At 66.0% G+C, this 25119-nt stretch carries 24 protein-coding genes; 11 read left to right on the forward strand and 13 right to left on the reverse strand.

Going from position 1 to position 25119, the window contains the following annotated elements:
- Window positions 1-163 precede the first annotated feature (163 nt).
- Window positions 164-1732 carry a 2-isopropylmalate synthase gene (locus ACFTOW_RS08780; RefSeq protein WP_379914710.1) on the forward strand — a complete coding sequence of 523 codons (1569 nt, stop codon included), beginning with the start codon at window positions 164-166 and terminating at the stop codon, window positions 1730-1732.
- Between the two features lie 155 nt (window positions 1733-1887).
- Here the strand turns inward: ACFTOW_RS08780 and rlmJ are convergent, their stop codons facing one another.
- Entirely contained in the window at window positions 1888-2667 is a 780-nt protein-coding gene (gene rlmJ, locus ACFTOW_RS08785; RefSeq protein ID WP_379914713.1) for a 23S rRNA (adenine(2030)-N(6))-methyltransferase RlmJ, read from the reverse strand.
- A 48-nt stretch (window positions 2668-2715) separates the two neighbouring features.
- Here rlmJ and ACFTOW_RS08790 point away from each other — a divergent pair, with 48 nt between their 5' ends.
- Together ACFTOW_RS08790 and ACFTOW_RS08795 are read left to right on the forward strand one after the other, a co-directional pair.
- On the forward strand, window positions 2716-3300 hold the full coding sequence (locus ACFTOW_RS08790; RefSeq protein ID WP_379914715.1) for a uracil-DNA glycosylase family protein: 585 nt from the start codon (window positions 2716-2718) through the stop codon (window positions 3298-3300).
- Window positions 3293-4087 (forward strand): SseB family protein, encoded by a 795-nt coding sequence (locus tag ACFTOW_RS08795; protein ID WP_379914717.1) that lies wholly within the window; start codon window positions 3293-3295, stop codon window positions 4085-4087. Before ACFTOW_RS08790 ends, ACFTOW_RS08795 begins: the two co-directional genes overlap by 8 nt.
- 52 nt (window positions 4088-4139) lie before the next feature.
- Here the strand turns inward: ACFTOW_RS08795 and ACFTOW_RS08800 are convergent, their stop codons facing one another.
- Genes ACFTOW_RS08800 through ACFTOW_RS08825 form a run of 6 tightly spaced genes read right to left on the reverse strand, consistent with a single transcriptional unit; the run spans window position 4140 to window position 10692 of the window.
- Window positions 4140-5075 carry a 2-hydroxyacid dehydrogenase gene (locus ACFTOW_RS08800; protein WP_379914719.1) on the reverse strand — a complete coding sequence of 312 codons (936 nt, stop codon included), beginning with the start codon at window positions 5073-5075 and terminating at the stop codon, window positions 4140-4142.
- A 3-nt stretch (window positions 5076-5078) separates the two neighbouring features.
- Window positions 5079-6218: a rod shape-determining protein RodA gene (gene rodA, locus ACFTOW_RS08805; protein WP_379914722.1), complete on the reverse strand. Its 1140-nt coding sequence runs from the start codon at window positions 6216-6218 to the stop codon at window positions 5079-5081.
- Window positions 6215-8158, reverse strand: coding sequence for a penicillin-binding protein 2 (gene mrdA / locus ACFTOW_RS08810; protein ID WP_379914724.1), 1944 nt, complete (start codon window positions 8156-8158; stop codon window positions 6215-6217). Before mrdA ends, rodA begins: the two co-directional genes overlap by 4 nt.
- Window positions 8155-8694, reverse strand: a complete 540-nt coding sequence (locus tag ACFTOW_RS08815; protein ID WP_379914726.1) for a rod shape-determining protein MreD — start codon at window positions 8692-8694, stop codon at window positions 8155-8157. The genes mrdA and ACFTOW_RS08815 overlap by 4 nt, the downstream gene beginning before the upstream one ends.
- Window positions 8687-9616: a rod shape-determining protein MreC gene (mreC, locus tag ACFTOW_RS08820; protein WP_379914728.1), complete on the reverse strand. Its 930-nt coding sequence runs from the start codon at window positions 9614-9616 to the stop codon at window positions 8687-8689. Before mreC ends, ACFTOW_RS08815 begins: the two co-directional genes overlap by 8 nt.
- Before the next feature lie 29 nt (window positions 9617-9645).
- Window positions 9646-10692 carry a rod shape-determining protein gene (locus ACFTOW_RS08825; protein ID WP_379914730.1) on the reverse strand — a complete coding sequence of 349 codons (1047 nt, stop codon included), beginning with the start codon at window positions 10690-10692 and terminating at the stop codon, window positions 9646-9648.
- 366 nt (window positions 10693-11058) lie between these two features.
- On the opposite strand from ACFTOW_RS08825, the gene ACFTOW_RS08830 reads away from it, so the two are divergent.
- The 5 genes from ACFTOW_RS08830 to ACFTOW_RS08850 are packed head-to-tail and all read left to right on the forward strand — an operon-like array spanning window position 11059 to window position 16389.
- Entirely contained in the window at window positions 11059-11718 is a 660-nt protein-coding gene (locus ACFTOW_RS08830) for an ABC transporter ATP-binding protein (protein ID WP_379914732.1), read from the forward strand.
- Window positions 11696-13438 (forward strand): KpsE/RkpR family capsule polysaccharide export protein, encoded by a 1743-nt coding sequence (locus ACFTOW_RS08835; protein WP_379914734.1) that lies wholly within the window; start codon window positions 11696-11698, stop codon window positions 13436-13438. Before ACFTOW_RS08830 ends, ACFTOW_RS08835 begins: the two co-directional genes overlap by 23 nt.
- On the forward strand, window positions 13435-14268 hold the full coding sequence (gene kdsA / locus ACFTOW_RS08840) for a 3-deoxy-8-phosphooctulonate synthase (protein ID WP_379914736.1): 834 nt from the start codon (window positions 13435-13437) through the stop codon (window positions 14266-14268). Before ACFTOW_RS08835 ends, kdsA begins: the two co-directional genes overlap by 4 nt.
- A 23-nt stretch (window positions 14269-14291) precedes the next feature.
- Window positions 14292-15788, forward strand: coding sequence for a phosphomannomutase/phosphoglucomutase (locus tag ACFTOW_RS08845; protein ID WP_379914738.1), 1497 nt, complete (start codon window positions 14292-14294; stop codon window positions 15786-15788).
- Between the two features lie 13 nt (window positions 15789-15801).
- Window positions 15802-16389, forward strand: a complete 588-nt coding sequence (locus tag ACFTOW_RS08850) for an NYN domain-containing protein (RefSeq protein WP_379914740.1) — start codon at window positions 15802-15804, stop codon at window positions 16387-16389.
- A 17-nt stretch (window positions 16390-16406) separates the two neighbouring features.
- Here the strand turns inward: ACFTOW_RS08850 and ACFTOW_RS08855 are convergent, their stop codons facing one another.
- From ACFTOW_RS08855 to ACFTOW_RS08880, 6 genes are all read right to left on the reverse strand, one after another.
- Complete coding sequence (locus tag ACFTOW_RS08855; protein WP_379914742.1) at window positions 16407-18422, reverse strand: M3 family metallopeptidase; 2016 nt, start codon at window positions 18420-18422, stop codon at window positions 16407-16409.
- A complete protein-coding gene (locus ACFTOW_RS08860) occupies window positions 18419-19483 on the reverse strand; it encodes a HesA/MoeB/ThiF family protein (RefSeq protein ID WP_379914744.1) in 1065 nt (354 codons plus the stop codon). The genes ACFTOW_RS08855 and ACFTOW_RS08860 overlap by 4 nt, the downstream gene beginning before the upstream one ends.
- Window positions 19483-19956 (reverse strand): dUTP diphosphatase, encoded by a 474-nt coding sequence (gene dut / locus ACFTOW_RS08865; RefSeq protein ID WP_379914746.1) that lies wholly within the window; start codon window positions 19954-19956, stop codon window positions 19483-19485. Before dut ends, ACFTOW_RS08860 begins: the two co-directional genes overlap by 1 nt.
- A gap of 41 nt (window positions 19957-19997) precedes the next feature.
- Window positions 19998-21194 (reverse strand): bifunctional phosphopantothenoylcysteine decarboxylase/phosphopantothenate--cysteine ligase CoaBC, encoded by a 1197-nt coding sequence (gene coaBC, locus ACFTOW_RS08870; RefSeq protein WP_379914748.1) that lies wholly within the window; start codon window positions 21192-21194, stop codon window positions 19998-20000.
- 67 nt (window positions 21195-21261) lie between these two features.
- Window positions 21262-22044 (reverse strand): ChaN family lipoprotein, encoded by a 783-nt coding sequence (locus ACFTOW_RS08875; RefSeq protein WP_379914751.1) that lies wholly within the window; start codon window positions 22042-22044, stop codon window positions 21262-21264.
- Window positions 22041-22919 carry an RNA polymerase factor sigma-32 gene (locus ACFTOW_RS08880; RefSeq protein ID WP_379914753.1) on the reverse strand — a complete coding sequence of 293 codons (879 nt, stop codon included), beginning with the start codon at window positions 22917-22919 and terminating at the stop codon, window positions 22041-22043. Before ACFTOW_RS08880 ends, ACFTOW_RS08875 begins: the two co-directional genes overlap by 4 nt.
- 84 nt (window positions 22920-23003) lie before the next feature.
- Here ACFTOW_RS08880 and cobU point away from each other — a divergent pair, with 84 nt between their 5' ends.
- From cobU to ACFTOW_RS08895, 3 genes are all read left to right on the forward strand, one after another.
- Window positions 23004-23549, forward strand: coding sequence for a bifunctional adenosylcobinamide kinase/adenosylcobinamide-phosphate guanylyltransferase (cobU, locus tag ACFTOW_RS08885; RefSeq protein ID WP_379914755.1), 546 nt, complete (start codon window positions 23004-23006; stop codon window positions 23547-23549).
- Window positions 23546-24118 (forward strand): histidine phosphatase family protein, encoded by a 573-nt coding sequence (locus tag ACFTOW_RS08890; protein WP_379914757.1) that lies wholly within the window; start codon window positions 23546-23548, stop codon window positions 24116-24118. The genes cobU and ACFTOW_RS08890 overlap by 4 nt, the downstream gene beginning before the upstream one ends.
- 73 nt (window positions 24119-24191) lie before the next feature.
- Window positions 24192-25058 (forward strand): glutathione S-transferase, encoded by an 867-nt coding sequence (locus ACFTOW_RS08895; protein WP_379914759.1) that lies wholly within the window; start codon window positions 24192-24194, stop codon window positions 25056-25058.
- The last annotated feature ends 61 nt before the right edge of the window (window positions 25059-25119 follow it).

A 25119-nucleotide genomic window follows, 5' to 3' on the forward strand; every position in this document is an offset into this window, starting at 1 on the left:
CAGGCTCACATATCCGCATCCGCACGCGCCCCCGGCGCGGCGCTGCTGCGTGGCCTGATTCTGCTAAGCCGCCTCTGAGCGTGCCAGCCCGGCGCGACCGCTCAGAGGAGGCATGTTTCGCGCCATAACGCCTTAGCAGACACCCAGATCAAAGAGATACCCCATGACACAAGCCATCGAACAAGACCGCGTCTTGATCTTCGACACCACCTTGCGTGACGGCGAGCAAAGCCCCGGCGCCACGATGACCCACGAAGAAAAGCTCGAAATCGCCGAATTGCTGGACGATATGGGCGTCGACATCATCGAGGCCGGGTTTCCCATCGCCTCCGAAGGCGACTTTCGTGCCGTCAGCGAAATCGCCCGGCGCAGCAAGCAGGCGGTGATCTGCGGTCTGGCCCGCGCGCAACTGCCCGATATCGACCGCGCGTGGGAGGCGGTGCAGCACGCCGCACGCCCACGCATCCACACGTTCATCGGCACCTCGCCCCTGCACCGGGCGATCCCGAACCTGACCATGGACGAGATGGCCGACCGCATCCACGACACCGTGACCCATGCGCGCAACCTGTGCGACAACGTGCAATGGTCGCCGATGGACGCCACCCGCACCGAATGGGATTACCTGTGCCGCGTCGTGGAAATCGCCATCAAGGCCGGGGCCACCACGATCAACATCCCCGACACCGTGGGCTACACCGCCCCGGTGGAATCCGCCGACCTGATCCGCCGCCTGATCGACACCGTGCCCGGCGCGGACGAGGTGATCTTTGCCACCCATTGTCACAACGACCTCGGCCTTGCCACCGCCAACAGCCTGGCCGCCGTGGCCGGGGGCGCGCGCCAGATCGAATGCACGATCAACGGGTTGGGCGAACGCGCGGGCAACACCGCGCTCGAAGAGGTGGTGATGGCCCTCAAGGTGCGGGCCGACATCATGCCATGGCGCACGCAGGTCGACAGCACCAAGATCATGAACATCTCGCGCCGCGTGGCCAGCGCCAGCGGTTTCGCGGTGCAGTTCAACAAGGCCATCGTGGGCAAGAACGCCTTTGCCCATGAATCCGGCATCCATCAGGACGGCATGCTCAAGAATGCCGAGACCTTCGAGATCATGCGCCCCGCCGATGTCGGGCTTGCGGCCTCGTCCCTGCCTCTGGGCAAACACTCGGGCCGCGCCGCGCTGCGCGCCAAGCTGCGCGACCTTGGCGTCGAACTGGCCGACAACCAGCTCAAGGACGTGTTCGTCCGGTTCAAGGATCTCGCCGACCGCAAAAAGGAAGTCTATGACGAGGATATCCTGGCCCTTGTCCACGCGGGCGAGGATGCGGCCAACGATGCGCTGCAACTCAAGTCCCTGTCGGTCACCTGCGGCACCGGCGGCCCGGCCAGCGCCACCCTGGTGATGGAGGTCGAAGGCACGCAGAAAACGGCGACACAAACCGGCGATGGCCCGGTCGATGCGACCTTCAAGGCAGTGCGCGAACTGCACCCGAACGAGGCGCATCTGCAACTCTATCAGGTCCACGCCGTGACCGAAGGCACCGATGCGCAGGCCACGGTCAGCGTCAGGCTCGAAGAGGACGGCAACATCGCCACCGGCCAGTCCGCCGATACCGACACGGTGGTCGCCTCGGCCAAGGCTTATATCAACGCGCTTAACCGCCTGATCGTCCGGCGCGGCAAGACCGGACAGGACCGCCGCGAAATCAGCTACCGCGACGTCAGCTGATCCTGCACGACGAGGGCGCGCAGAAACACGGCGCCCCTGTTTCCTCTCTCGTCAAATATCCCGGGGGGTGTGGGGGGCTGGCCCCCCACTTGTCCTGCGGTGTGGGGGGCTGGCCGCCACGCTGTGCGACAGCGGCGCGGCGCACTTCCTCCCTGTCAGCCGGCAAACACCTTCGCGATCGTGGCCAGATCATCCTCCAGCCCCCAAGGCGCGTTGACCACGAACAGCCCCGACCCCACCATCCGGTGCCCCGCCCGGACCGGTGGAAAGCTGACCTCGTGGCGCAAGGCACCGGGCAGGCCCTGCGCCTCAAGCGCCCGCAGCATCGGCCCATGCGGCCCGCCGATCAGGATCGGATACCACAGCACGATCACACCCACGTTCCATTTGCGGTGCAGCCTGGCGATCTGCTGCGGGATGGTGTCGTAATCGGCCTTCACCTCGTAGCTGGGATCGATCAGCACCAGCCCCCGGCGCGGGGTTGGCGGGCAGATCGACTGCGCCATCTCGAACCCGTCCTGCCGGTACACGCGCAGCGCAGTGCCCGCCAGCGCCTCTTCCAGCGCCGCATGTTCGCGCGGGTGCAGCTCGGCCACATGGCCCGCATCCCCGGCGCGCAGGAAATGCGCCGCGATCAGGGGCGAGCCGGGATAGGCGCGCGGGCCATGCGCGGCGCGCACCCTGTCCAGTACCGCCAGAATGGAGCTGCCCGCCAGACCGCCGCGCGCCAGCACGGCGTCAATTCCCGCCGCGGCCTCGCCGGTCTTGGCCGCTTCGGGGGCCGCCAGATCATACAGACCCCGCCCGCCGTGAGTTTCGATATAGCTCAGCGGTTTGTCCTTTTGCGTCAGATACGCCAGCATCGCCGCCAGCGCCGCGTGCTTGTGAACATCCGCCGGGTTTCCCGCGTGGTAGATATGTTGATAGGACAGCATGGCGCGTCCTACCCCAGCCCGGGCGAAACGCCAAGCCATGAGCGGATCATGACCCTGCAAGACGACATCGCCGCCTGCCGCCTGTGTGCGGACCGCTTTGCCGCCACCGCCACGGGCCATGCGCCCCGTCCGGTGGTCTGGTTCCGGCCCGGCGCGCGGATACTGATCGCGGGGCAGGCACCGGGCATGCGGGTGCACAAATCGGGTCGGCCGTTCGATGATCCCTCGGGCGATCGTCTGCGGGGCTGGCTGGGCCTCACCCCGGCCCAGTTCTACGACACTGCCCACGTGGCCATCGTGCCCATGGCCTTCTGCTTTCCGGGCTACAATGCCAAGGGGGCCGACCTGCCGCCCCCGCCGATCTGCGCGCGCACATGGCACGCGGCGGTCATGGCCGCCCTGCCCGAGATCCGTCTGACCGTTCTGGTGGGCGGTCACGCGCATCGCTGGCATCTGGGCACACGGGCGTCGGTCACAGACACCGTGGCGGGCTGGCGCGACCATGCGCCCGGGCTTTTCCCCTTGCCGCACCCGTCGTGGCGCAATACCGCATGGCTCAAACGCAATCCGTGGTTCGAGACCGACCTGCTGCCGCCGCTGCGCGCGCAGGTCAGAAAGGCGCTTGATGACTGACACGCAAACCCCGCTTGATCGCGCGTTTCACGCGATGGAGGCCGCACCCGACGACGATCTGGCCCGCGCGCGCTATTACGAGGTGCTGGCCGATACCGAGCTGTTTCTGGTCCTGCGCGAGGAACCGTCAGGCGACCAGATCGCGCCGGATGTGTTCGATCTGGGCGATCAGACCTTCGTGGTGGCCTTCGACGCCGAGGACCGCATCGGCCATTTCACCGGCGGGCCTGCGCCCTATGCCGCGATCTCGGGCCGGGTGCTGGCGGGGATGCTGGCCCCGCAGGGCATCGGGCTGGGCATCAACCTCGAGGCCGGGCCGACATCCTTTCTGGTCCCGCCCGAGGCGCTGGTCTGGCTGGTCGAGACGCTGGGTGCCGCCCCGCAGGAAACCGAAGCCCGCATCGTGACCGTCCATGCGCCCGGCCCGTTGCCGCAGGCGGTTCTGGATGCTTTGGCCACCCGCCTGAGCCGCGCTGCCGGTCTGGCGCAGGCGGCATTTCTTGTCGAGGCCGAGTATGACAGCGGTGCGCGCGCGCATCTGCTGGCCATTCTTGGGGCAGAACCGCGCGCGCACGCCCCGCTGGCCAAGACCGTGGCCGAGGCGCTGACCTTTTCGGGCATCGAGGCCGGGGCACTGGACGTGGTGTTCATCGAGGGCGACGATCCCCGCCTGCCCACGATCACGGCGCGTGGCATGCGGCTGGACATTCCGCCGCCCGCCGAACCGCCCAAGGTCGAGCGGATCGCACCCGGATCAGACCCCGACAAGCCCCCCATACTGCGCTGATAGGTTGGCCGTAGGGTGGGTGCCAACCCACCCCCAGCCGATCACCGCGCGCTCAATACCCCGCGCCGCGCTCCACCACGTGCAGCAGCGGCTCGCCCGCCTCGCCCCGGCGGATGTTCTCGGCGATCACGCGCGAGGCGGTCTCGGGCCGGGTGGTGGCGGCGATATGCGGCGTCACCGTCACCTTCTCATGCGCCCAGTAGGGATGCATCACCGGCAGCGGCTCCTTGCGGAAGGTGTCCAGCACCGCATGGGCGATCTGGCCGGATTCCAGCGCCGCCAGCAGCGCCGTATCCTCGATCAGCGCGCCGCGCCCGGGGTTCAGGATCATCGCGCCCTTGGGCAGCAGCGCCAGCGTTTCGGCGTTCAGGGTGTTCTCGGTCTGCGGCGTGTGCGGCAGCAGCAGGACGACGATCTGCGCGCCTTCCAGCGCGCGCACCAACCCGTCATCGCCATGCAGGCAGGTCAGCCCCTCGACCTCTTTCTCCGTGCGGCTCCAGCCCGTGACCGGAAACCCCAGCCCGGCCAGCGCCTGCCCGCAGGCCTGCCCCAGCGCACCCAGCCCAAGGATGGTGACAGGCCGGTCCTGCGAAACGGGGGGCGCATACTTGCGCCATTTGCCGTCCTGACCATGGATATGCAGGTCCATCCCCAGATGCAGGCGCAGGGTATGGCCCACCACCCATTCCATCATGCTCTGGGTCAGCCCCTCGTCATCGACCATCCGGCACAGCGGCTGGGTCAGCGTGGCGTTGCCCACCACGTTTTCCACCCCGGCCCACAGGTTCAGAACCGCCTTGCAGCGTGTGTAGGGGGTGAAATCCTGAAGCCACGAACTGGGCGCGTAGACGATGTAATCCACCTCTTCGGGCGGAAACTCGGTGCGCAGGTCGGCATCGACCCCCGCCTGTTCCAGCGCGGATTTCAGCGTGGTTTCGTAATCCTCCCACCGCTCGGCACTGGCGGCGAACAGAACATTGACAGTCATGTGTTACCTCGGTCTGTGGACATGGGCGCTTTGCATCAGGCCGAAACCGGCCATCAGCACAAGCATGGCCGAGCCACCATAGCTGACCAGCGGCAAAGGAACACCCACCACCGGGGCCAGCCCCATGACCATCGACATGTTCACCGCGAAATACAGGAAGAACGCCAGCGCGATGCCCAAAGTCAGCAGCGACGAGAACCGGTCGCGGTTGGCCAGCGCCGAGGCGACGCAGAACACGATCACCAGCGCATACAGCACCAAAAGCGAGGTCGCCCCGACAAAGCCGAATTCTTCGGCCAGCGTGGTAAAGATGAAATCGGTGTGCTTTTCGGGCAGGAAATTCAGCCGAGATTGCGTGCCCTGCATGAAACCCTTGCCGCCCCATCCGCCCGAGCCAAGCGCGATTTTCGACTGGGTGATGTGATAGCCCGCATTCAGCGGATCCTGACTGGGGTCCAGAAACGTGTCGATGCGACGAAACTGATAGTCTTTCAGCATCTGCCAGGACGTGCCGCGCGACTGGATCACCGTCGCCACCAGCCCGACGCCGCTGGCGATGATCCCGGCGAAATAGGCCCAGTGCACCCCGGCCAGAAACATCACGCCCCCGCCGCCCGCCACCAGCAGCAGCGCGGTGCCCAGATCGGGCTGCGACAGCACCATCACGGTCGGCAGCAGAACGAAAAACACTGGCAGCGCCACCCACAAAGGGTGCGAGACCTTTTTCATCGGCAGCCAGTCGTAATAGGCCGCCAGCAGCATCACCAGCGTGATCTTAGTCAGCTCCGAAGGCTGCAACCGGATGAACCCCAGATCGATCCAGCGCTGCGCGCCCATCCCGACCGAGCCGAACAGCTCGACCCCGACCAGCAGCAGGATCGACAGGCCATAGGCCACGGCGGCCACGTTGCGCCAGAACCAGATCGGCACCATCGCCACCATGAGCATCAGCACAAAGCCAGCCGCAAAGCGTTTCATCTGCGGCTCGGCCCAGGGCGAGAATGATCCGCCCGCCACCGAATACAGCATCAGAAAGCCAACGCTGGCCACAGCCACCAGCAGCAACGCCACCGGCCAGTTGACATACAACAGCTTGCGCAGCCCGGTCGGGACATATTTGACGGTATATTCAAGATAGCTCATGCGCGGCTTTGCGCCTCGCGCTTGCGGGCCTCGCGCTCGCGCTGAAACCGCTCCTGCTGCGCCTGCACCCGGCTGCGGTCCTTGGCCGGATAGGCGTCGAGCGGCGGGTCATCGCCAAACAGCGCCTGCAAGGTCACGTCGCGCGCGATGGGGGCCGCCGCCGACGATCCGCCGCCGCCATGTTCGACCACCACCGATACGGCGATCTTGGGCGCATCATGCGGAGCATAGTTGACGAACAGCGCGTGGTCGCGCCGATTCCACGGCAGATCCTCGTTGCGCACGATCCCGCGGCGGCGTTCCTCGGCGGTGATGTTGCGCACCTGGCTGGTGCCGGTCTTGCCCGACATCCGGAACCCTTCGGCCAGTATTCGGCTGCCATAGGCCGTGCCGGTGCGGTTGTTGGTCACCGCGTACATCGCGCGCCGGATCTGGCGCAGGTTCTCGGGGTTCAGACCAAGTTCCTCGCCATGGCCGCTGGGCTGTTCGACCCCGTCCACCGACTTGATCAGCCGCGGCAGCACGGCACGCCCGGTGGCCAGTCGCGCGGTCATGACCGCCAGTTGCAGCGGCGAGGTCAGCACAAAGCCCTGCCCGATCGAGGCATTGACCGTGTCGCCCACGACCCATTCCTGGCTGAACCGTTCGCGTTTGTAGGCGCGCGTCGGCAGGATCCCGGCCTTGACCGACGGCATCGGCACGTCAAAGGCCACGCCCAGCCCCAGCCGTTTCCCCATTTCGGTGATCTTTTCGATCCCCACCTTCAGCGCCAGATCGTAGTAGTAGACATCGCAGCTTTCGGCGAGCGAGCTTTGAAGATCGACGGTGCCATGGCCTGCGCGTTTCCAGCAATGGAACCGTCGGCCCGACACCTCAAGGTGGCCGGGGCAATAGGCGGTGTCCTGCGGCGTGACGATCCCGGCCTCCAGCGCGGCCAGCGCCGTGACCATCTTGAAGGTCGATCCCGGCGGATACAGGCCCTGTACGGTCTTGGGCACCAACGGGCGATAGGTGTTTTCGGTCAGCGACGTGTAGTCGGCCACCGAAATGCCGCGCACGAACAGGTTGGGGTCATAGCTGGGCGATGACGCCAAGGTCAGCAAATCGCCGGTGTCGCAATCCATCACGACCACCGCCGCGCTTTCGTTGCCAAGCCGCGCCTGCACATATTGCTGCAACTCGCTGTTGACCGTCAGTTGCAGGTCGGTCCCCGCCCGCCCCTCGCGCCGGTCAAGTTCGCGCATGACCCGGCCCATCGCGTTCACCTCGACCCGCTTGATGCCGGCTGTGCCGCGCAGCACCTCTTCGGCCTCGGCCTCGACGCCCACCTTGCCGATCTGGAAACGCGGGATGCGCAACAGCGGATCGGGGTCTTCGATGCGCGACAGGTCGAAATCGCTGACCGGGCCGACCCGGCCCACCACATGGGCGAAATCCAGCCCGTTGGGATAATGCCGGCTCAACCCAACCTCGGGCGTGATGCCGGGCAGCGCGGGGCCGTTGACCGCCACGCGCGAGATAACCTCCCACGACACCCGGTCGGCGATGGTGACCGGCGTGTCACCGCGCACCTTGTCCAGTTCGGCCCGGGCCCGCGCCATGTCTTCGGGCGGGATGTCGACAAGGGCGGCCAACCGGTGCAGCACCAGCTCCACATCGCCGGCATCCTCGCGCACCATGGTGATGCGATAGCTGGGCACGTTCTCTGCGATAACGCGGCCATTGCGGTCGAATATCTGGCCGCGCGCAGGCGGGATCAGGCGGATGTTGATGCGGTTTTCCTCGGCCAGCAGGCTGAACTGGTCGGCCTGTTCGACCTGCAGATGCCGCATCCGCAACCCCAGCGCCGCCACAAAGGCCACCTGGGCACCGCCCAGCAACAGGGCCCGCCGCGTGACCTTGCGCACGCTGTCCTGTGTTTCCTTCGGATTGCGCCTCATGTCCGTCGCCCCAGTGTGTCCACCTCGCCCGGGGTTGATTTGCGCAGCCCCAGCACGACAAAGGATAGCAGAGAGACCAGCGGATAGGCCAGTATCGTGCCCACGATCTGGATCAGGGTCAGGGTCAGCGGCGCCTGCGGCACGACAAAGATCGCCGCGAACAGCCGGAACGCAATGAAGATACCCGTGATGACGATCCCCACGCTCAGCCACTCCATCACGAAGGGCTGATCGCGCAGCCCGCGCGACTGCGCCTTCAGGAACTCGGCACCGCCCAGCACCAGCGCCGCCAGCAGGCCCGGGGGGCGCATCAACAGGAAATCCGCCAGCAGCAGCATCACCGCGATCGCCAGCGCCGGTACGTATTCAGGGCGGCGCACCGCCCAGACCAGCGTGAGGCAGATCAGAAAATCCGGCAAGGCAAAGCGCCGCGGGGTGAATTCCAGCGGGGTCAGTTGCAACACGACGATTGCCAACCCCAGTCCAAGATAGGCCGCACGCATGCCCCACAGGTGCCAGGCCGACTGATCAATCATTGCCGGCCTCCCCGGCCAGCGCCGCGCCCGTGTCCACCCGGTCCGCCCTGTCGGCACGGTCTGCCGTCGGCACCACCAGCGCGCCGGGATCGCGCAACACCTCGGTGCCTGGATTGCGCAGCACGCGCAGGAACTCCAGCCGCTCGTAATCGGCGGCCAGCCGGACGCGCAGTCGCCCGCCCGGATCCTGCGCCACCTGCCCGATCAGCAGCCCGGCGGGAAACACCCCGCCATCCCCAGCGGTCACCACCCGGTCACCGGGCCGCACGACGTCGCGGTTCTCCAGAAAGCTGATGGGCGGCGCGCCGGTGTTGTCGCCCTGCACCAGCGCCCGTTGCCCCGAAGGCTGGATCACCGACGGTATCCGGCTGGCACTGTCGGTCAGCAGGATCACCCGCGCGGTGTCCTGCCCCACGCCGGAAATCCGGCCCACCAGCCCGATCCCGTCCATCGTGGCCCAACCATCCAGAATGCCATCGCGCGCGCCCACGTTCAGCAGCACCGATTGCCGGAACGGGCTGCCGCTGTCGGCCAGCACAACGCCCGTGACATGGGTCAGACGCGGGTCCAGCCGCACCTTGTTGAGATCCATCAACCGGGCGTTTTCCTGCTCCAGTTGCAGCGCGGCTTCTTTCCAGGCTTTCATCTGCTGCAACTCGCGGCGCAATTCCTGATTTTGCTGCACGACGCGCTGATAGCTCTGGAAATCGCGGGCCAGGTTCACCGTGGCGGTCACCGGGGTCAGCATCCAGTCGAAATTCGGCACCACCGCATCGGTCACCTGCGCGCGGATGCGTTCGACCCGCGGGCTGTCGATCCGCCACAGCAGGAACACCCCGGCAAGTGCCAGCACCAGAAGCCCCACCAGCAAACGCCGCAGGGGGCCGACATAGGTTTCATCTTTGGTCCGTTCCTTTGCCAAGATACCCCCTTGGTCAAAAGGTGGGCGCGTCAGCTGTCATAGTCAATCGCGTGGCGCAGCTGCTTTTCGTATTCCAGCGCCTTGCCGGTGCCCAATGCCACGCAGTTCAGCGACTCGTCCGCGATCGACACGGCCAGCCCGGTCTGCTCGCGCAGGGCCAGATCCAGATCACCCAGCAGCGCGCCACCTCCTGTCAGCATCACGCCGCGATCGACGATATCGGCGGCCAGATCGGGCGGTGTCGCCTCAAGCGCGGTCATCACCGCCTCGCAGATCTGCTGCACGGGTTCCGCCAGCGCCTCGGCCACCTGGGCCTGGCTGATCTCGGTTTCCTTGGGCACACCGTTCAGCAGGTCGCGGCCCCGGATCATCATCGAGGTGCCGCGCCCGTCATCGGGCATCCGCGCGGTGCCGATGCTGGTCTTGATACGCTCGGCGGTGGATTCCCCCACCAGCAGATTCTGCTGACGGCGCAGGTAGTTGATGATCGCCTCGTCCATGCGGTCGCCGCCCACCCGGACCGACCGGGCATAGACGATGTCGCCCAAGCTCAGCACCGCGACTTCGGTGGTGCCGCCGCCGATATCGACCACCATGTTGCCGGTGGGATCGGTGATCGGCATGCCCGCGCCGATGGCCGCCGCGATCGGTTCGGCGATCAGCCCTGCGCGCCGCGCGCCCGCCGACAGGACCGACTGCCGGATCGCGCGCTTTTCCACCGGGGTCGCGCCGTGGGGGACACAGACGATGATCTTGGGCTTGGAAAACGTGCTGCGTTTGTGGACCTTGCGGATGAAATGCTTGATCATCTCTTCGGCCACGTCGAAATCGGCGATCACGCCGTCGCGCATCGGGCGGATCGCCTCGATGCTGCCGGGGGTGCGGCCCAGCATCAGCTTGGCATCCTCGCCCACGGCCAGCACTTTCTTGACGCCGTCCTTGACGTGATAGGCGACCACCGACGGCTCCGACAGGACGATGCCCTTGCCCTTGACGTAGACCAGCGTGTTGGCTGTACCAAGGTCGATGGCCATGTCCGAGGAGAACAGGCCGGGCATCTTGTCGAAAATGGACATGGTGGTTGGTGTCCCCAGGTGTCTTGTGTATCGCGAAAAACCGCATGGGCCCGCGACTCTGTCAGCCCGAACCAGATGCCCTTATAGGAAGGTCAGGCAGACAGGAAAAGGGGCTGACCGACCCAAATCAGCGCCAATCCGCCGGATCAAGGAGATTCGCGCACGCATGCATCCATCCGTGCCGGCATGCTTGCCTGCGCGGCTTTCCGGATTGTCAACTTTCCCCGTGAAAAGGCCTTAATCCTGCCCATATACACTGTAATTCAGGCACGTGATCGGACATAATCCAAGCAGCCATGGTCAACAGGTCGTTAAGGCCTTACCGCGTAAGACAACCATGGCATCAGAGCAGCACCCGGAGCCCGAATGATCGAGTTCGACACTGTCAGCAAGTCCTTCTGGACGGGCACCCAGCGCAAGGTCATCCTCGACCGGGTGTCCTTCCGGGTGGAGATTGGCAATTCCCTCGGCATCCTGGCTCCGAACGGCACGGGCAAGACCACGCTGATCAACATGATGGCCGGGCTTGAAAAACCCGACGAAGGCTCGATCCGGCGCGAGGCCAAGATCAGCTTTCCGCTGGGCTTCATGGGCGGGGTGATCAACAAGATCTCGGCGGTGGAAAACAGCCGCTACATCGCGCGCCTCTACGGCCTGGATCCCGACTATGTCGAGGCGTTCTGCCGCTGGATGTGCAACCTGGGCGAATACTTCGAACAGCCGCTGGGCACCTATTCGTCGGGGATGCGCGCGCGGTTTTCCTTTGCGCTGATGCTGGCACTTGATTTCGACATCTACCTGATCGACGAGGGCATGCCCGGCTCGACCGATGTGGAGTTCAACCGCAAGGCCGGTGAAATCCTGCAGGAACGCCTGCGCACGACGACCGTGGTGATCGTGTCGCACCAGCCGCGGACGCTGGAAAAATTCGCCCGTTCGGCCGCCGTCCTGATGGGCGGCCAGTTACATATGTTTGATTCCTTGGAAGAAGCGAAACAGCTCTATGACTATGAAACCCAAGGCTAGAAAGTTCCGTATCCGGCGCAGCGAACCCAGCGACCCCGGATTCAGCACCGCCCCCACGACCAGGCCGACCGGGCAGCCCCCTCGCCCGCGCGCCTTGGACCCTGTGCAAAGCGCGCCGCAACACCAGCCGCAGGCGCAACGGCCCAACCCGCCGCAGCATGAACAGCCCGCACCGGTGCAGCCCGAACAGCCCGCCGGACGCTCGGGGCAGGTCGCCTCGGCACAGGAATCCAGCGTCGATGCCCAGATCGACGAGATCCGCCGCGAAGGCCTGACCGGGCGTCAGTTGCGCATGGCCCGGCGCGTGGCACAGAAACACGGGCTGGCCCCCACCTCGGATTTCGACGCCGTGCGCCTGCTACGCGCCGCCGGGATCGATCCGTTCCAGCGCGCCACGATGCTCGAGCTTGTCGTTCCCGAGAACGAGCATGGGGATGGCGAGGACGGCGTGACACCCCAGAACGGGTTGCAACTCGCCACCGCCAAGGTCCCGGCCGAGCGTGTGCAGTTGCCCCAGACCGTGCCTGCGGGCAACCGCAACCTGCCATCCACAGAACTGGCCCCGGCCGAACGCCGCGCCGGTGAAATCCGCAACATCCAGCGCGACATCGCCCGCCGCCGCCGCCGCAAGCTGGCGCTGCTGATCACGCGGCTGTCGTTCTTCGTCTTTCTGCCCACGCTGATCTGCGGCTGGTATTTCTACAACATCGCCACGCCGATGTATGCCACCAAGTCCGAGTTTCTGGTTATGCAGGCCGACGCACAGGGCGGCGGCAGCGGCATCGGCGGCCTGCTGACCGGCACGCAATTCGCCACCAATCAGGACAGCATCGCCACCCAATCCTACCTGCAATCGCGCGATGCCATGCTGCGGCTGGATTCCGATATCGGCTTCAAATCGCACTTCAACCAGGATTTCATCGACCCGGTGCAGCGCCTTGGCACCGAGGCCAGCGACGAGGCCGCCTACAAGATCTTCAAGAAAAACGTCAAGATCGGCTATGACCCGACCGAAGGCGTGATCCGGATGGAGGTCATCGCCGCCGAACCCGCTGTCAGCGCCGATTTCTCGCGCCACCTGATCGAATACGCCGAGGAACGCGTCGATCAACTCAGCCGGCAGAAACGCGAAGACCAGATGCGCGATGCCAAGCAAAGCCTTGAAACCGCCAAGATCGAACGCCGCGAAGCCCAGGAGGCGCTGGTCAAACTGCAGGAAAGCACCCTGCTCGACCCCGAAGGCGAGATTGCCAGCATCCGCGGGCTGATCGGCACGCTTGAGGGCCAGTTGATCGAGAAGAAACTGGAACTCAACGGCCAGTTGACCAACGCCCGCCCCAACCGCGCCCGCGTCGACAGCCTGCGCACCGAGATCACCCTGATCGAGGAAGAGCTTCGGACCCAGAACGCCCGCCTGACCGATGCCTCGGTCGGCAGCAACTCGCTGGCGCAGAAGGCCTCGGAAATCCAGATGTTGCAGGCCGATCTGGCCACCGCCGACCTGTTTCTGCAATCCGCCCTGCAGAACATGAAACAGACCGAGCTTGAGGCGAACCGCCAGGTGCGGTACCTGACCACCAGCGTCGAACCTGTGGCCCCGGATGAACCCACCTATCCGCGCAAGTTCGAAAACACGGTCCTGGCCTTTCTGGTCTTTTCGGGGATTTACCTGATGGTCTCACTCACCGCCTCGATCCTGCGCGAACAGGTGTCCTCGTGATCGCAGTCGATATCGGCAAGCTGCGCGTCGCAAATGACGCGCCGCTGACCATCATCGCAGGCCCCTGCCAGCTGGAATCCGACGACCACGCGCAGATGATTGCGGGCTTCATGAAAGAAGCCTGCACCCGTGTCGGGGCGCAGTTCATCTTCAAGGGCAGTTTCGACAAGGCCAACCGCACCTCGCTTTCGGGCAAGCGCGGGCTGGGCCTCGACAAGGGGCTGGCCGTGCTGGCGGGCGTCAAATCGGCGCTGGATGTGCCGGTGCTGACCGATATCCACGACATCGCCCAATGTGCCCCCGTGGCGCAGGTGGCCGATGTGCTGCAGATCCCCGCCTTCCTGTGTCGTCAGACCGATCTGCTGCTGGCCGCGGGCGAAACCGGGGCGGCGATCAACATCAAGAAGGGGCAGTTCCTTGCGCCGTGGGACATGGCCAATGTCGCCGAAAAGGTCGCCAGCACAGGCAACCGCCGCATCCTGCTGACCGAACGCGGCGTCAGTTTCGGCTACAACACGCTGGTGGCCGACATGCGCGCGCTGCCGCAGATGGCGCAGACCGGCTATCCCGTTGTCATGGATGCCACCCATGCGGTGCAGCAGCCCGGGGGCTTGGGCGGTGCCTCGGGCGGGAAACGCGAATTTGCCCCCGTCATGGCCCGCGCGGCGGTGGCCGTGGGTGTGGCCGCCGTCTTCATCGAAACCCATCAGGACCCGGACAACGCGCCCAGCGACGGGCCGAACATGATCCACCTGTCCGACATGCCCGCCCTGCTGGACACGCTGATGCAGCTCGACCGCATCGCCAAGGCCCATCCCATCCAGATCTGACCCCAAGACCAAAAGAGATTGATATGACCAGACCTTTGCCGACCGTCACGCCCAACACATGGGAATTCCTGCGCGACGCGATGATCGCCCCCACCGGGTTTCGCGAATATGACGCGCGCTGGAAATACCCGGACGAGATCAACCTGCCCGGCATGACGGCCCTCGGCCTTGGTCTTGGCACCCAGATGCGCGCGCGAGGCATCCCGCCGGTGATCGCGGTCGGCAACGACTATCGCGACTATTCGCTGTCGATCAAACACGCGCTGATCCTGGGGCTGATGCAGGCGGGGATACAGGTCAAGGATATCGGCCCCGCCCTATCGCCCATGGCCTATTTCGCCCAGTTCCACCTTGATGTGCCCGCCGTCGCCATGGTCACGGCCAGCCACAATCCCAACGGCTGGACCGGCGTGAAAATGGGGTTTGAACGCCCGCTGACCCACGGCCCCGATGAAATGGCCGAGCTGCGCGACATCGTGCTGAACGGTCGCGGTCAGCCCGCCCCGGGCGGCAGCTACGAATTCGTCGATGGCGTGAAAGAGGCGTATCTCGATGACCTCGTGGGCGATTTCCGCATGACCCGCAAGCTGCGCGTGGTCTGCGCTACCGGCAACGGCACCGCATCCGCCTTTGCGCCCGAGCTGTTCGACCGGCTGGGGGTCGAGGTCGTGCCCAGCCACAACACGCTCGATTACACCTTTCCGCATTACAACCCCAACCCCGAAGCGATGGAAATGCTGCACGACATGGCCGCCACCGTGCGCGACAGCGGTGCGGATTTCGCGCTAGGGTTTGACGGCGACGGCGACCGCTGCGGCGTGGTCGATGACGAGGGCGAAGAGATCTTTGCCGACAAGGTCGGCGTCATCATGGCCCGCGATCTGTCAAAACTCTACCCCGGCAGCACCTTCGTGGCCGATGTGAAATCCACCGGCCTGTTCGCCAGCGATCCCGAACTGATCCGCAACGGGGCCAAGGCGGATTACTGGAAAACCGGCCACAGCCACATGAAACGCCGGGTCAAGGAAATCGGCGCCTTGGCAGGGTTCGAGAAATCCGGCCACTACTTTCTGGCCGAACCCATCGGGCGCGGCTACGATTGCGGCATGCGCGTCGCGGTGGAAATCTGCAAGCTGATGGACCGCAACCCCGACATGTCGATGTCCGACCTGCGCCGCGCCCTGCCGCAAACCTGGTCGACCCCCACCATGTCACCCTATGCCGCCGATACCGAGAAGTACGATATCCTGACCCGGCTGGTGGACAAGCTGGTCGCCAAGCACAAGGCGGGCGAAACCATGGCCGGCCGCCCGATCAAGGAGGTTGTCACCGTCAACGGCGCACGCGTGATCCTCGACAACGGGTCATGGGGTCTGGTGCGGGCCTCGTCGAACACACCCAACCTCGTGGTGGTCTGCGAAAGCAGCACATCCGAGGATGAAATGCGGGCGATCTTCCACGACATCGACGCGGTGATCCGCACCGAACCCGCCGTGGGCGACTACGACCAGACGATCTGAGGCGCGGTTGGGCATGGCCCTTTTCTGGCTGGTCACCGCCTTGGCTGCCATCGCCGCAGCCCTGTTTCTTCCCGAGGCGGCTGGCCTGCCCCTGACGCTTCCCGCTCTGGTGCTGGCCGGGGTCGCGGTCGTGCTGTGGGTGCGCGCGGTCGTTCGGGCACGTCGCGCCGACCGGGATCTGGTGCTGATCGACGGGTCGAATGTGATGCACTGGAACAACGGCACCCCCGATATCACCGTCGTCCGTCAGGTGGCCACGGCGTTGGAGGCCCAAGGCCATCGCGTCGTGGTGATGTTCGACGCAAACGCGGGGTACAAGCTGACCAATCGCTATATGAACGCGGCGGCGCTTGCCCGGGCCATGGGCCTGAACGCGCGCAATGTCGTGGTGTCACCCAAGGGCAAGCCTGCAGACGGTCTCCTGTTGCAGATCGCCCGCGATCAAGACGCACCGATCATCACCAACGACCGCTTTCGTGACTGGCACGAGGCGTTTCCGCACTGCACCCAGCCGGGGCGGCTCATACATGGCGGCTATCGCAACGGCGCGCCGTACCTGCGGACGGCGCGGGCAAACCCAGGCAAACGCACCCCGGCCTGAGCCGGGGCAGGCCCACGTCACGCCGCGATCAGGCCGCGCCCTTTCAACAGTGCCTCGACCCCCGGCAGGCGCCCCCGGAACCGGGTATAGAGCTCGGCCGCCTCGACCGATCCGCCGGTGGACAGGATATCGCGCTCCAGCGCCTTCGCCGTCTCGGGATCGAACGCATCACCCGCCTGCTCAAAGGCTGCAAAGGCGTCGGCATCCATCACCTCGGACCACATGTAGCTGTAGTAACCGCTGGAATAGCCATCGCCCGAAAACACATGCGCGAAATGCGGTGTGGCGTGGCGCATCGCGATGGCGCGCGGCATGCCCAATCCTTCCAGAACCTCGGCCTGTTTCTGCATCGGATCGGCGGGGGGCGGCCCGGCGTGAAACTCCAGATCCACCAGCGCCGAGGCGACATATTCCACGGTCTGGAACCCCTGATCGAAATTCGCCGCCTCAAGCACCTTGTCCAGCATCGCCGCTGGCATGGCAGCACCGGTCTCGGCGTGGGTGGCGAATTCCTCCAGAACCGCAGGCACCTCCAGCCAGTGTTCATACAGCTGGCTGGGCAGTTCCACGAAATCGCGCGCCACCGATGTGCCCGAGATGCTTTCATAGGTCACATCCGACAGCATCTGGTGCAGCGCATGGCCGAATTCATGGAACAGCGTGCGCGCCTCGTCATAGGACAATAGCGCCGGGTCGCCCTTGGCAAAGTTGCACACGTTGATCACGACCGGGGCCTGCACCTGCGGAAACTTCGCCTGCCCGCGCATGGCCGAACACCACGCGCCTGATCGTTTCGAGCCGCGCGCAAAATAATCCCCGATGAACACAGCCACATGCCGACCGTCGCGTGTCACCTCCCAGGCGCGGCAATCGGGGTGATACAGGGGCACATCCAGCGGCGCAAATTCCAGCCCGAACAGCCGGTTGGCGCAGGCAAAGGCCGCCTCGATCATCCGGTCCAGTTGCAGGTACGGCTTCAGCGCCGCCTCGTCCAGATCATGCTCGGCCTGCCGGCGTTTCGCGGCGTAAAAGTGCCAGTCCCATGGCTCCAGCGGCCCGTCAAAGCCGTCTGCCGCCAGCATTTTCTCCAACACAGCCGCATCCGCCAGCGCCTGCGCCCGGGCCGGGGCCCAGACCGCCATCAGCAGGTCGCGCACCGCCTGCGGGTTGCCCGCCATCTCGGTTTCCAGCTTGTAATCGGCAAAGCTGTCATAGCCCAGCAGCGCCGCCCGCTCGGCCCGCAGCGCCAGCACCTCAGCCGCGATCGCGCGGTTGTCGGTCTTGCCCCCACGCCCCCCGCGCGAGGTAAAGGCCCGCCACACCGCCTCACGCAGCGCGCGCCGGGGCGAGCTTTGCAGAAACGGCGTCGCCAGCGAGCGTGATGTCGTCACCACCGGGCCCGACACGCCCTTGTCCTGCCCCGCCGCGCGCATCGCGCGGATCAGGAAATCGGGCAGCCCGTCCAGATCGCCTTCGGCCAGTTCCAGATACCAGTCGCGCTCATCCGCCAGCAGGTTCTGGGTGAACTCGGTGCCCAAAACCGCCAGCCGCGACTTGATCGCGGTCATCCGCTCGGCCTGCGCCCCTTCCAGCGCCGCGCCTGCCCGCATGAACCCCCGCCGCGTCAGCATCAGAACCCGCGCCTGCTCGTCGCTCAGATCCAGCGCATCGCGGTCCTGCCACAGCGCGTCGATCCGCGAAAACAGCGCGCGATTGCCGGTGATCGCCGCCGAATGCGCCGCCAGCCGGGGCGAGAACTCGCGTTGCAACGCCTCGCGCGCCTCGGTGCTGTCTGCCCCGGCGACGGTAAAGAACGTGCCCAGCACCCGGTCCAGCAGCTTGCCCGCCGCCTCCATCGCCTCGATGGTGTTGGCAAAGGTCGGCGGCTCGGTCGCCCCGGAAATCGCGTCAACCTCGGCCAGATGCGCCGACAGCGCCTCCTCCAGCGCGGGCGCGAAATCCTCGTCCGCGATCCGGTCAAAGGGCGCGATGGCAAAGGGCGTGTCCCACTCCTGCAACAAGGGGTTGGTCATGTCTCGATCTCCTTCCGGCCGGGCCCGCACACCGGACAATCGGCACTTTGTTTCAAGGTAATGCGCCGGGTGTCGGAATATAGGGCATCCTGAATCATCATCACCCCGCTCAGCGTGTCGCCCGCGCCGGTGATCCGCTTGACCGCCTCGGCTGCCATCAGCGCGCCGATCATGCCGGGCAGCGGCGCGAAAACGCCCGCTTCGGCGCAGGACGGGGCCAGCCCGGGGGCCGGGGCCTGGGGGAAAATGCAGGCATAGCAGGGCGTGCCGCGCGCGGTGTCAAACAGGCTCACCTGACCTTCCCATTGCGACAGCGCGCCGGAAAACAGCGGTTTGCCCAGCCGGTGCGCCACGGCGTTGCTCAGGTAACGGGTGTCGAAATTGTCCGTTCCATCCAGGATCAGATCATATTCCGAGAACAGATCGTCGGCGATCTCATCGGTCAGTCGGCGGTGATAGGGACGCACGGTGACAAACGGGTTGAGCGCGCGCATCGCCATCTCGGCCGAGAAAACCTTGGGCATGCCGATCCGCGCATCGGTATGGATCACCTGCCGTTGCAGGTTGCTGCCCTCGACCACGTCATCGTCGATCACCCCGATGGTGCCCACCCCGCTGGCCGCCAGATACAGCAGCGCCGGGCTGCCCAGCCCGCCGGCCCCGATCACCAGCACCCGCGCATCCTTCAGCCGGCGCTGGCCCGGCCCGCCGATCTCGCGCAGCACGATATGGCGGGCATAGCGGTTCAGCTCGATCGGCGTGAACGGCCCGTCCGTCGCCTTGACCGGGGCCGCCGCCGCGTCGCCTCCAACCCGCCTGCGCAACCGTTCCAGCCCCCAGCGATAGGACAGCACCAGCGCCGCAGCGCCCCCCAGCAACAGCCACGGGGCCGCCGTCTCGCCCGTCGCCAGCCGCAGCGGATGGCCCGCAGGCAGCACCAGATGCAGCAGCACCACACCGCCCCACAAAACGCCAACCATCGCCCAGCGCATGCGCCGGGGCGTGCCCATCACGGCACCAAGACCCCACAGGGCCGCGGCCATGGCAAATATCACCGCCATCAGACCCGCCCGGTCGAGCCAAAGCCGCCCGCCCCGCGCGCTGTCTCGTCCAGCGCGTCCACCAGCGTGAAATCCGCCCGCACCACGGGGGCCAGCACCATCTGCGCAATGCGGTCGCCATGCGCGATCTCGAAAAGCGCATCCCCCGCGTTCATCACGATCACCCCCAGGTCGCCGCGGTAATCGCTGTCGATCGTGCCAGGGCTGTTGGGCAGGGTAATACCGTGTTTCAGCGCCAGGCCCGAGCGCGGCCTGATCTGCACCTCATAGCCCGGCGGAATCTCCAGCCGCAGGCCAGTGGGCACCAGCACCCGCGCTCCAGGATCAACCGTCACGCCCCCGCGCGCGCCGGGCGGAAAATTCGCGCGCAGGTCCGCCCCCGCAGCACCTGCCGTCGCGTAGGACGGCAAGGGCAGATCGCGATCCGCCTCTTCGGTCCAGACCAGCCGCAAGGTTACCATCTCCGCGTCCATCTCTTCATCTTGCCCCTAAACTCCCGCCGGAGGCATCCGCCCTATCCATTCAGCGCCGCCGCCATCCGCTGCGCCAGCCGGGCCGCCACCGCGTCCTTGCCCATGCGCGGCCAGTCCTCGACAACCTGATCGGTAACCACATGCACGGTATTGTCGGCCCCGCCAAAGGTGCCGGTGCCCACCGAGACATCGTTGGCGATGATCCAGTCACAGCCCTTGCGCGCGCGCTTGGCCTGCGCATTGGCCACCACGTCGTCGGTCTCGGCGGCAAAGCCAACCACCAGCGCCGGGCGGCCCGCGCCCATCTGCGCCACGCTGGCCAGTATGTCGGGGTTCTCGGCAAACCGCAGGGTGGGCATCTCGCCCGCCGTCTTCTTCATCTTCGATCCCGCCACCTGCGCCACGCGCCAATCCGCCACGGCCGCGGCAAACACCGCCGCATCGGCGGGCAGCGCGCCCTGCACCGCCTCCAGCATGTCCTGCGCCGTGGTCACGCGCACCACCTGCACGCCCTCGGGCGGGGGCACGTTGGCCGGGCCGGTGACGAACACCACCTCGGCCCCCGATGCGGCCAGCGCGCGGGCGATCGCCGTGCCCTGCGCCCCGGACGAGTGGTTCGAGATATAGCGCACCGGGTCAATCGGCTCTTGCGTGGGGCCGGATGTCACGATCACACGCCGACCCGTCAGCGGCCCCTGCCCCAACGCGGCATCGATCGCGGCGATGATCTGCGGCACCTCGGCCATGCGGCCCGGACCGTATTCGCCGCAGGCCATGTCGCCATCATCAGGCCCGACGAACCGCAGGCCGTCGCCCTGCAACACCGCCAGATTGCGCTGTGTCGCCGGGTGCTGCCACATCCGCACGTTCATCGCGGGCGCGCACAGAACCGGCGTGTCGGTCGCCATCAGCAGCGTGCTGGCCAGATCATTCGCCAGCCCACCCGCCATCTTGCCCATCAGGTCCGCCGTGGCCGGGGCCACCACCACCAGATCGGCCACGCGAGACAATTGGATATGTCCCATCTGCGCCTCCTTGGTCAGGTCGAACAGGTCGCGATGCACCTCTTCGCCCGCCAGCGCAGAGACCGACAGGGGGGTCACGAACTCTTCCGCCGCGCGGGTCATCACCGGCGTCACCGCCACCCCGCGCCCGCGCAGGCGACGGATCAGATCGAGACATTTATAGGCTGCGATCCCGCCGCCAATGATCAGAAGTATGCGTTTGCCGGTCAGCATGTGCCCTCGCTCGCCCTGTCTCGCTCGCCCTGTGTGGCGACAGTGTTACGGGCCGGGGCGGGCAAACTCAATCCTTGGCAAAGGCGGCGCAGGGGTCCTCGCGCGCGACCGGGGCGGCATCGACCACCTGATCAAAGGTGCCCGCGATGCCCCCCGCCTCGGACTGGCCAAGGGCGAACACCGTCACGTCGGGCCGCGCCGCCGCGATATAGACCGGCATGCCCCAATCGGTGCGCGCATGGCCATTGCCGGTGATCACGACGACCGGGCCGCCGGTGTCGTCCAGCGCCTGCACCGCCGTGCGCGCCAGAACCGCATCGCGCAGGCGTTGCAATTCGACCATCTGCGGCAACAGGTCTTCGGGCAGGGCGTCGCAATGCGCTGACGCCTGAAACGCCAGCCGCGCCTGCATCTGCGCCTCCGGCAGCGCATCGGTCAGGCCATAGGCGCTGGCATCCTCGCCAAAGCTGCCCACGACACCATCGGAATACGCCGCCCGCGCTGCATCGCGCGGCACGGCGGCACCATAGACCGCCGCCTCGGGCGCGGCGGTGAAGATCGGATGATACAGCTCAAAATCGGGCCAGCCCGATGCCGCCCAATTCAGCGCATCTCCCAAGGTTTGCGGATCACCCCGATTATCGGCGGTGACCTGTGCCGCCTGATCGGGCGTCAGCATTTCAAAAACGATTGCCGCCGGGGCCAGCCGTGCTGTCCATTCGGCCTGCGTTGCGTGATGGGCGGGGTTGTCATGCACCTCGCCCAGAATCACGACGTCGGATGTTTCGGGCTGGGCCGCGGCATACGCGGACGTCGCTAGAAACAGGAGGGTAAGAATCAGCCTGTTCATGCGAGAAAGGCATGCACCTCTTTCGAGTTGGTTTCCAGCTTCTTGCGCATCTTCTGGAACGCTGCCGCCTCCAACTGGCGCACCCGCTCTTTCGACAGGCCCAGTTCCGTGCCCAGACTTTCCAGCGTCCGCGCCTCATCCCGCAGCTTGCGCTCGGTCACGATGAACCGCTCACGCTGGTTCAACGATGACAGGGCCTCGACCAGCCAGCCCCGCAGGGTATCGGTGTCGTGCTCGTGCTCGACGATCTGGGTGGCGTGCTCGCCCTCGTCCTCGATCGTGTCGATCCACTCGCGCCCTTCGTCCTCGGCCGATTGCGTGGCGTTCAGCGAGAAATCAGAGCCGGACAGCCGACCTTCCATCATCTCGACATCATGCAGCGGCACGCCGATTTCCATCGCGATCGCCTGCCGCATCTGGTGACGGTCCAGTTCCTCGCCCCGCGCCAGCGCCTCGCGTTCCAGCCGCGCCTGAACCCGGCGCAGGTTGAAGAACAGCGATTTCTGACTGCTGGTGGACCCGGTGCGCACCATCGACCAGTTGCGCATCACGTAGTCCTGGATGCTCGCCTTGATCCACCACACGGCATAGGTGGAAAAGCGCACGCCGCGGTCCGGGTCAAACTTGTCGGCGGCCTTCATCAGGCCAAGGCTCGCCTCCTGGATCAGGTCGCCCATCGGTGCACCATAGCGGCGGAATTTCGACGCCATCGAGATGGCCAGCCGCATATAGGCTGTGATCAGGCGGTGAAGCGCCTCTTCGTCACGATGATCGCGCCAGGCATAGGCAAGTTTCAGTTCAGTCTCGGCGTCCAGCAATTCGGCCTTCATCGCGACTCGCGACAGGGACATGTCTTGCGGTGCATCAAGTGCCATTTCAAACCCCCAGTCTGTTGAGGCGCCACCCTGGCACCTTTCATACGTTCCGTTTGGATTTTGTTAATGTTACGAGGCATTCCCATGATCGGATCACTTAAAGATACGCCCGCCCCGTGGCCGGCGCTGACGCTGGTTTTGGGCGGCGCGGCCTCAGGCAAATCGTCTTTTGCCGAAGGATTGGCAGAAAAATGTTCTGCATCAAGGCTTTACCTTGCCACCGCCGAACCGGGCGATGCCGAGATGGAAACCAGGATCGCCGCCCACCGCGCCCGGCGGGGCGCGGGGTGGACCACGGCCGAGGCCGCCCTGCACACCCGCGACGCGCTGTCGCAGGCCCGCGGTGTGGTGCTGTTCGACTGCGCAACCATGTGGCTGAGCAATCACATGCTGGCAGGCCATGACATGACCCGCGAAACCGAAACCCTGCTGGACGATCTGGCCGCCTGCCCGGTTCCGGTCATTATCGTCAGTAACGAGCTTGGCCTCTCGGTCGTTCCCGAAAATGCGCTGGCGCGTCGATTTCGGCAGGCGCAGGGCGAGTTGAACCAGCGTCTGGCCGCGCAGGCCGGGCTGGTGGCGTTCGTCGCGGCAGGCCTGCCGATGGTCCTGAAAGGTCGGATGCCATGAGCCGCTTCTTCTGGGTCCGCCACGGTCCGACACATGCCAAAACCATGGTGGGCTGGTCCGACCTGCCCGCCGATCTGTCCGACACCGCCGCCCTTGACCGGCTGCACGCGGCCTTGCCCTCCGACGCGCTGATGATCTCGTCCGACCTGTCGCGCGCGGTGACCACCGCCGATGCCGTCACGCGCGGGCGCGACCGTCTGCCGCATGATCCCGACCTGCGCGAAATGCACTTCGGTGCGTGGGAATTGCAGCGCTTTGACCAGATCGAGGATCAGGCCCATATCCGCGCCTTCTGGGAAACCCCGGGCGACATCCGCCCCCCCGGCGGCGAAAGCTGGCATGATGTGGTGGCGCGGGTGGACCGGGCCGTGGCGCGTCTGCTGGCGGCGCATCCGGGGCGCGACATCGTGGCGGTGGCGCATTTCGGCGTGATCCTGACGCAACTGCAACAAGGCTTGCGCGTCGGCACCTACGATGTGTTCGGCCACAAGATCGACAACCTGTCGCTGACCGACCTGACCCATGGCGCGGACGGCTGGCAGGTGGGGCGGATCAATCATCGTCCGTGATCGCACTGCCCACGAAATTGCGTTTTCCGGGGCGCGGGTCAGCCGGTAACCTGCGACCAAAAGAGGACACCCGATGACATATGATCTGCTGATTGGGCAACGCGCCTATTCCTCGTGGTCGCTGCGCGGCTGGCTGCCTTTCGATGCCTTCGACATCCCCGTTCGCGTTCACCGCACCCGGCTCTACAGCCCGGAATTCGCGTCCGAGGTCGCCACTTTTGCAGGCGGGCGCACGGTGCCTGCGGCCAAGGCCCCCGATGGCAGCCGCCTGACGGACTCGCTGGCCATCGCCTGGCATCTGGCCGAGGCCTTTCCCGACCACGGGCTGTTGCCCGCCCCCGGACCGGCACGCGCGATGGCGCAAAGCCTGATCTGCGAGATGCACACCGGCTTTGGCGCCCTGCGTCAGGCCTGCCCGATGAACCTGCTGACCGGCTGGGCCGGGTTTGACCCGTCGCCCGCCGTGCAGGCCGATCTGGCGCGGATCGAGGCGATCTGGCAAGCCGCCCTGGATCAGTCCAGCGGGCCGTTCCTGTTCGGCAGCTACACCCTGGCCGATGCGTTCTTCGCTCCGGTGGCGGTGCGGATCGCGGGCTATGACTTGCCCGTGGGCGATGCGGCGCAGGCCTATGTCGCGGCACAGCTTGGCCATCCGCCGATGCGGCGCTGGCGCGCGATGGCGATCGCGGAAAACCGGGTGCTTTCGGGTTATGACCAGCCGCTGGATCGGATGCCCTATCCCGCCCCCGCCGCCCTGCCCGCCCGCGCAGTGCCGGACGGCCCTTCTGTCAACGCCGCCTGCCCCTATTCCGGCAAGCCGGTGACGGATTTTCTGGAGCTTGAGGGCCGGATATGGGGGTTTTGCAACCCGTTCTGCCGCGACAAGACCGTGGCAGACCCTGCCGCATGGGCGAAATTCATGGCGATGTGCACCGCTTGATAGGGCAGAGGGGGGCTGTCCGCCCCCCGTCGCGCGATGCGCGACTCCCCCCGAGGATATT

It is taken from the genome of Lacimonas salitolerans, from assembly GCF_042677865.1.
Lineage (GTDB): Bacteria > Pseudomonadota > Alphaproteobacteria > Rhodobacterales > Rhodobacteraceae > Lutimaribacter > Lutimaribacter salitolerans.